The organism is Streptococcus danieliae, assembly GCF_009767945.1.
Lineage (GTDB): Bacteria > Bacillota > Bacilli > Lactobacillales > Streptococcaceae > Streptococcus > Streptococcus danieliae.
On record NZ_WSRS01000089.1, the window covers coordinates 1 to 6,964 of the forward strand.

Consider the following 6,964-nt stretch of genomic DNA (forward strand, 5'->3'; position numbering starts at 1 on the left):
TACACTCCTGAAATGAATCCAATCGAGCAGGTGTGGACTGAGATTCGTAAAAGAGGATTCAAAAACAAAGCCTTTAAAACACTTGAGGAAGTGATAGATAAACTACAAGAAGTGATTCAAAATTTGCATTGGTCTGATCTAAAATCTATTGTCCATAGAGAATGGCTTTTTTCAGATTTTGAATTTCAATGAGTATTAGTTTATTCAGGATGTTGGTCATATAGTTGCGGATGGTCCCTTCAGATAGGTGGATGGTCTGGGCAATACTTTTATTGGACAGGCCTTGGGCGACTAGTTGGAGGACCTGGGCTTCCTGGCTGGTAAGCGGGTTGTGCTGGGTTAGGAGCAGATCCATGAGCTCAGGGGAGTATTCTTTGTGACCGGCTAGTACAGTATTGATGGTCTGCATGAGGTCTGTGATGGAGCGTTCCTTGAGTACGTAAGCATCGACATTGGCCTTGATGGCTCGTTCGAAATAGCCAGGGCGTTTGAAGGTGGTGACAATGATGATTTTGATGGCGGGATATTGTTCTTTACTCCATTCGAGGACATCCAGTCCTGATTTCTCCGGCATTTCAACATCTAGAATGGCGATATCGATGGGTTTTGTTTTTAGTAAGGCAATGGCTTCTTGACCATGACCAGCTTCAAAGACTTCGCTGACCTCGGGTTGGAGCCGCAGGAGCTGGCAAAGGGCATCGCGGAGCATGGCCTGGTCTTCGGCAACTAAAATCTTCATGGTTAGTCCTCTTCTAATGGGATTTGGATATTAATTTGGGTAGGGTTGGCCAGGGACACAAAATGAATGTCTCCCTTGATTGGGATCAAACGTTTACGGACGGAGTGGAGTTCTGTTCCAGTGAATTTTTGAAAGCCAATACCATTATCTTGGTAGGTCAGGCAAATGTGTTTCTGGTTTTGGGTGAACAGCAGGTTACAGATTTGAGCCTGGCTGTGTTTGATGAGATTGTTAGCCAGTTCTCGGAGAATCATGGAGACAAGGGTTTGTTTGTGGGGACTGAGACTGTTCGCAAGTTCCTGGCCTTCAATGGTCAGTTGGATCTGGGCCAGCTCCAGCATTTGTTGCAGGATTTGGAGTTCCTGGTGGATGGTGTGTGTGTTGACCTGCTCAACCAGTTTCCGGACATCGGCCATGGATTGCTTGGAGATCTGTTGCAGGTCACGGACCTCTTGGAGGGCTTGGTCTTTGAGGTCCTGTTGAATCAGTGTTTGGGCCAGTTCGGCCTTAATGGCCATCATGGCAAAGACGTGCCCTAGGGTGTCGTGGAGGTCTTGGCTAATCCGGTTCCGCTCATTTTCCGCTAGGAGGAGATTGATCGATTCATTTTGCTGGCGCATTTTGGCTTCCATTTTTTCCTTTTTCATTTCCGCCAAATTCCCAAAAAGTAGGGCGAGACCAAATAGATGAAGGATGATCGAAGCGACTTTCACTTCAATGGCGATGGGGGCCAGAATGGACCAGATGAAGATAACTCCAATGGAAATTGCATAGGAGATGGTTCGATAATTCCAGCTTTCATCTTTGTAATGCCAAGAAATAAGATTCGATAGGTTAAAAATAAAGAGGGTTTGGAGTGGATTAGCGAAGAAGAAGCCAGAAAAAATGTAGGAAATCAGGTAAAACCAGGCCAGGCAGGAGTAGCCAGGATGGTCCGTATAAAGGAGGGAAATATAGAGGACGGCAAAGGCTAAGGTCATACCGATATAGAGGAGCGGAGAGCTGCTATACTGAGCGTAGTAAAACGGAAAGTAGAGAAAGAGCAGCCCGACAAAAAACAGAGGGTTTATCTTACGGTAGTGGAAGATCCAAAATTTTTTCATAGAAGCCTCACCTTCTTTTGTTTGGAGAGAATGGACGAGATACTATAGAAAATTATGGCATATCCAAGGACAACAAGCAAGGATTTCCAAAGAAATTCTCCCTTCAGGGCATACTGAACAACCAGCTGATTGACATGGTAGCTAGGAGTTAGTTTGGAAATACCTTGGAGCCAATCTGGGAAAAGACTGATCGGCATCCAGGAACCGCCCAGGATGGCCAAGAGTAAAAAGAGGACATTGGCTACCAGTGACAAGGTTTGTTCTGACTGAATGTGCTGCAAGCAGAGGCCTAGAGCAAGATAAACCGTTGCGGTTAGGAGCAGCAAGAGGACACTCAGAAGCCAAGTAGCTAGTGTTAGCTGAATATTTCTGAGGAAGGCTCCATTTAGGAAAACGATGAGAATGGAAGCCAGAAAACAGAGCCCGACACGGAGAATCTTGGACAGATGGTACTTCCATAAAGGTAGTGGCGAATGGCGAAGGAAGCTGAGCCAGTGATTCTTTTGATCTTCCACCAGCATCATCGGAAAACTAAAGAGGGCAAAGCTAGACATGGAAAAGCTGGTCATCGTTAACATATAGGAAATTAGAAAAGACTCTTGAGCCTCTGGCTGTTCCATCTGAACAGTCGATGAGAACAGGGTAAAGAAAAAGAGGGGAATCCCAATGGCGAGTAAGAAACTGCCCAGGCTTCTTTTGAGGCGGATGCTTTCAATAGTCAGTAAGGCTTTCATGCTTGGTCTCCTTCTTGGTTTTCAAATAGACTGGCGAGTAGGCTCTGGTTTTGCAGTTGGAGATCGGAAATCCGGCACCCCTGCTGAGTGAGCTCTTGCCAGACCTGCTCGATCTCCGCCGTTTGAAATTGAACCGTGTCTCTTGTATGGGTCAGGTTAGAAATTCTGGTAAGCTGGGCGACAACTGGAGCCCAGCTAGCAGCTAGTGTAACTTGTTTGTGGTTTTGTTCATTGCGAATGGTAAAGGGACTGGTATCGCGTACTAACTGGCCTTGGTGCAGGAGGAGGATCCGGTCAGCGGTTGTTTCGACCTCCTCGAGGTAGTGGCTGGTATAGAACACCGTCATCCCACGCGCCTTTAGCTCTTGAATGATGGTCCAAAAATGTTGGCGCGTGCTGGTATCCATACCAGCGGTCGGCTCATCGAGGAACAGCAGCTTGGGTTTGCCGATGAGGATGAGGATAAAGGCCAAGAGGCGCTTTTGACCTCCCGACAGTTTCCCTGCTAGCTGTTGTTTTTGAGCTTGGGAAAACTGCAACCAGCGGTCGATCTCTGCTGGGCTTAGAGCATCCTCGTAAATGGACTGAAAGAAGTTCAGTAATTCTTGTATTTTGAGATCCGTCGGAATGACATTTTCTTGGGGCAGTACAGCCAGTTCTTGGGGGGAGCTGGTCATCGTGATTGTCCCCTGACTGGGAACCATCTCTCCGAGTAGGCAGGAAATGAGACTGGTTTTACCAGCTCCATTTTGGCCGATGAGGGCAACACATTCCCCTTCAGAAATCTGGGTTGTAATGTCAGAGAGAATTTGTCTGCCCTGGATGGATTTGGAAAGGCGCTTGATGCTGATCATGTGTGGGTACTCCTATCTCTTTTGATAATTTTATTATAAAAAAGCAATCTTTAAGAGACTAGGAGGTTTTGTCATTGTTTGGTGTGATAAATGTCATGTCTTGCATCTTGTTCGGAAAACGAGTATACTGAAGAAAAGTATTTATATTAAGGGGAAATTATGAAACAAAATTTAGCCGGACGCGGTAAGATGCGGAAATTACGGACAGGTGTCCTAGTTTCAACGGTTGCCTTGGCCTTCACGGCAGGTACAGCTGTTAGCGCAGATGAACAGCCAACTCTAGTAGAGGAAACACCAGTGGCAGAGGTCCTTCTTGCAGAAGACGAGCTTCTTGAGGCTGACGCTGATGAGGACCTAGAAGCAGTTGCTGAAGAGGAAATTCTTGAATCTGAGGACGAAGGCCTAGAAGCTGTCGAAGAAAAGGCAGTGCCTGACGAGGAGCTTGTACTGACAGAAGAAGAATTTGCAGCTCTCCCTCCGGAACTTCAGAAATCTTTGCAAGAATTTGCAAAATATCAGCAGGAAGTAGTCGATTTTCTAAGTCAGGAACCTGAAGATTTCGCAGCTGCACAGGTGCAATTAGAGGTGATGGATGAGTACTTGGTTGCAGCGGAAGCAGAGATTGACTATATGGTGAGCTTCGCTGATAGCTACGCATCAGAAGCTGAAGAAATGACTGATGAGGAAGCCCTTCTTCATAACTGGATGCTGGCACAGGTTGAAGCAGCGCGTGCGGCTTTAGCTCAAGGACGAGCAGCAGTCGCTGAAGCGCGTGCTGAGCTAGAAAAAGCCGCTCAGGAAGAAGCTGAAACACCAAGTGAAGAAATCCCAGATCAGGCAGAGGAAGGAAAGGACGAATCTGAAGTTGTAGAAGAGGAAGAAACTCCAAATTCAATAGACGAAGAGAGCGATGAATCTGCCGAGGTAGAAGAAGTTCCAAGTCAGCCAGCAGACAAGGAGAATGAATCAAAACCTCAAGAAGAAGACAAAACTTCCAATCAACCAGCAAACAAGGATGATGAAGTTGCACCTGAGGAAGAAGATCAGACTCCGGCTAAGCCAGTAGAGCAGGACAAGGAAGTTCCAGCCAAGGAATCTGCAAAACCTGCTCCAGAGAAAGTAGCTGATAAACCTGCTAAAGCGAAGGCAGAAGCAGCTGCTAAGATGAATCCTGCTCCAGTAGCGAAAAAAGAAATGGCATCTGCTCAAGAGCAAGCAAAAACCCTACCGAATACAGGGACAAAAGCTGAGCGTGTTGCTCAAACTGCTCTTGCTGGTGGAGCCCTAGGATTTTTGGCAACTTTGACAGTCGTTCAAAGCCGTCGGAGAAAAAAACAATAGGCCAACTGCCTTAGATTAGACAGTCAATTGAGAATCTGAAAAACAGTATAGAAGGATGTTGGAAGTAACCTTGTTTCTATACTGTTTTTTTGATGGTTTGAGGGATTCGATTTTTCCGATCGTTTGGTATTCAGGGTGATCTATTATCAAAACAATAATTATGTTAAAAAATGAATAACCTCCAGAATCAAGCAAGATTCTGGAGGTTATTTTTGAATTGAGGCGATTCTTTACAGAGTTAATCCGACTATTCTCCACCTTTTAAATCGATGGGAAGTCCGGTTTTGTTGAGGAGCAGAGTGTCGCGAACAAACTGCTCTTTATGTTTGACAATCCGAGGGAGGGGATTGATTGCAATCATGTGGTCCAGGGTACGAATGATGTGATGAGCCTTGTCAATTCCTTCTACCTTATTTTGCCGTAGCAGGTTGTGGGCTTCTTGAAAAGCGATGATCATTTGGAAATAAGGATTAATCATGGCTACCATTGGTGTATCATTTAAAAGTTTATAGACTTTCTTGACACAATCTTCAGCTAGAGCATACTCTCCACGAGTAGAAAGGATTCGGATTGCCGTCCCTAAAAAGGAGACCGCTTGGTGGATCATAGGAGCAGCGTTAGAAATAATCTTTAATTTTTTGATAGTGGAGTTGAAAATTTGCAGCAGATATTCTGTTGAAAATTGATCTGGAATTGGATCTAGTAAGATGTCTAGTACAGCATAATCAAAGGTATAGAGCTCATCCAAATCTAACAAGCGATTTTTCAGATAGTCCACTTTTTCGTAGTCTGATTGGTCCAAAAGATTTTCTAAGGGGATATTGGTTTGGATATGGTACATGGTTTTTAAAAAGATGACATAATAACTGGCAAGATAGAGGTCATCCTTTTTCCCATGTTCATAAAGATGATCGATTTCTTTCCAAATCGTATCCGCTTTTTCGCCATTTTGAATGTAGGCATAGACAGTTTCTGCCATCTTATCAGAATAACTTGGATTGTAGCTATGTAAATCAGTAATAAAGTCCGTCATGTTAACGCCGAGACGACCGATTAGTAAATCTAGTAACTCAGTGTTAATTTTTTGCATTCCCTTTTCAAAGCGTCCTAGATACTGTGGAGTACAGAAGTCTCCCGCAGCCTCCTTGAGGGACATTCCACGACTTTCCCGAAAACGTTTAAAATTCTCTCCCCAAGCGAATGCACATTCCTTCATTTATTCTGACATTTTACCTATAGGAGAAACTTTATGAAAAAGAAATACCTACTTCTTACAGCTCTAACTCTCTCTGCTGTTGCAGCTACAGCACAAACACCAGTTTTCGCAGATGAAGCTACTGCTAATGTAGAAGAAGTGCAGGCAGTGAATCGTGCTGAAGAGCGAACAGTAGTTTCACGCTATCTCGATACCAATGGCAATCGAATTATCGAAGACGTCATGGGTGACGCTGGACAAAAAGAAATTCCAGGATATACCTTCAAATCTTTTGCGGCAGGAGTCGATAAAGGAGAAGATGGTAATTTATTTGGAGTCTATTTCTATACTTATGAAAAAGTAGAAGAAGAAGCTGTTCCAGAAAACACAGATACAACAACAGCTGAAGATCCTTACAGCAACTTTATCTCAATCTACACAGATGTGAACGGGAATATGATTGCTCCACAAGAAAAGGGACAAGCGGGTGTTAAAGAAATCCCTGGTTATAAACATGTAAGCTCCGGAGCAGGAAACTACAAAGGTCAACCTTCTTTTGGCTACGTCTATGAGAAAATCGAAGAAGCTACTGCCCCAGAAGACAAAGATACAACCTCTACTGACGCAAAAGTTGAAGACCGCACAGTAGTTTCACGCTATCTCGATACTAATGGCAATCGGATTATCGAAGACGTTATGGGTGACGGCGGATTAAAAGAAATTCCAGGATATACCTTTAAATCTTTTGCGGCAGGAGTCGATAAAGGAGAAGATGGTAATTTATTTGGAGTCTATTTCTATACTTATGAAAAAGTAGAAGAAGAAGAAGTTGTTCTAGAAGACAGAGATACAACAACAGCTGAAGATCCTTACAGCAACTTTATCTCAATCTACACAGATGTGAACGGGAATATGATTGCTCCACAAGAAAAGGGACAAGCGGGTGTTAAAGAAATCCCTGGTTATAAACATGTAAGCTCCGGAGCAGGAAACTACAA

At 44.2% G+C, this 6,964-nt stretch carries 7 protein-coding genes and 1 pseudogene; 3 read left to right on the plus strand and 5 right to left on the minus strand.

Going from position 1 to position 6,964, the window contains the following annotated elements:
• Positions 1 to 192: pseudogene (locus E5983_RS07995) on the plus strand (IS630 family transposase); the annotation flags it as partial.
• Here E5983_RS07995 and E5983_RS08000 read toward each other — a convergent pair.
• From E5983_RS08000 to E5983_RS08015, 4 genes are read right to left on the minus strand one after another with little or no spacing between them, the layout of a single operon-like run.
• Complete coding sequence (locus E5983_RS08000) at positions 146 to 739, minus strand: response regulator transcription factor (RefSeq protein ID WP_160333334.1); 594 nt, start codon at positions 737 to 739, stop codon at positions 146 to 148. The pseudogene E5983_RS07995 and the gene E5983_RS08000 sit on opposite strands and share 47 nt — an antisense overlap.
• 2 nt (positions 740 to 741) lie before the next feature.
• The gene (locus tag E5983_RS08005; RefSeq protein WP_160333335.1) at positions 742 to 1,842 is read right to left on the minus strand and encodes a sensor histidine kinase; all 1,101 of its coding nucleotides are present in this window, start codon (positions 1,840 to 1,842) and stop codon (positions 742 to 744) included.
• Complete coding sequence (locus E5983_RS08010) at positions 1,839 to 2,576, minus strand: ABC transporter permease (RefSeq protein ID WP_160333336.1); 738 nt, start codon at positions 2,574 to 2,576, stop codon at positions 1,839 to 1,841. Before E5983_RS08010 ends, E5983_RS08005 begins: the two co-directional genes overlap by 4 nt.
• On the minus strand, positions 2,573 to 3,430 hold the full coding sequence (locus E5983_RS08015; RefSeq protein WP_160333337.1) for an ABC transporter ATP-binding protein: 858 nt from the start codon (positions 3,428 to 3,430) through the stop codon (positions 2,573 to 2,575). Before E5983_RS08015 ends, E5983_RS08010 begins: the two co-directional genes overlap by 4 nt.
• Before the next feature lie 159 nt (positions 3,431 to 3,589).
• Here E5983_RS08015 and E5983_RS08020 point away from each other — a divergent pair, with 159 nt between their 5' ends.
• Positions 3,590 to 4,771 (plus strand): LPXTG cell wall anchor domain-containing protein, encoded by a 1,182-nt coding sequence (locus E5983_RS08020; protein ID WP_160333338.1) that lies wholly within the window; start codon positions 3,590 to 3,592, stop codon positions 4,769 to 4,771.
• A 247-nt stretch (positions 4,772 to 5,018) separates the two neighbouring features.
• Here the strand turns inward: E5983_RS08020 and E5983_RS08025 are convergent, their stop codons facing one another.
• Positions 5,019 to 5,987 (minus strand): helix-turn-helix domain-containing protein, encoded by a 969-nt coding sequence (locus tag E5983_RS08025; protein WP_160333339.1) that lies wholly within the window; start codon positions 5,985 to 5,987, stop codon positions 5,019 to 5,021.
• Positions 5,988 to 6,020: 33 nt separating this feature from the next.
• Between E5983_RS08025 and E5983_RS08030 the strand changes: the two genes are divergently transcribed.
• Positions 6,021 to 6,964: MucBP domain-containing protein (locus E5983_RS08030; RefSeq protein ID WP_160333340.1), on the plus strand; the 944-nt coding region annotated here is incomplete at its 3' end.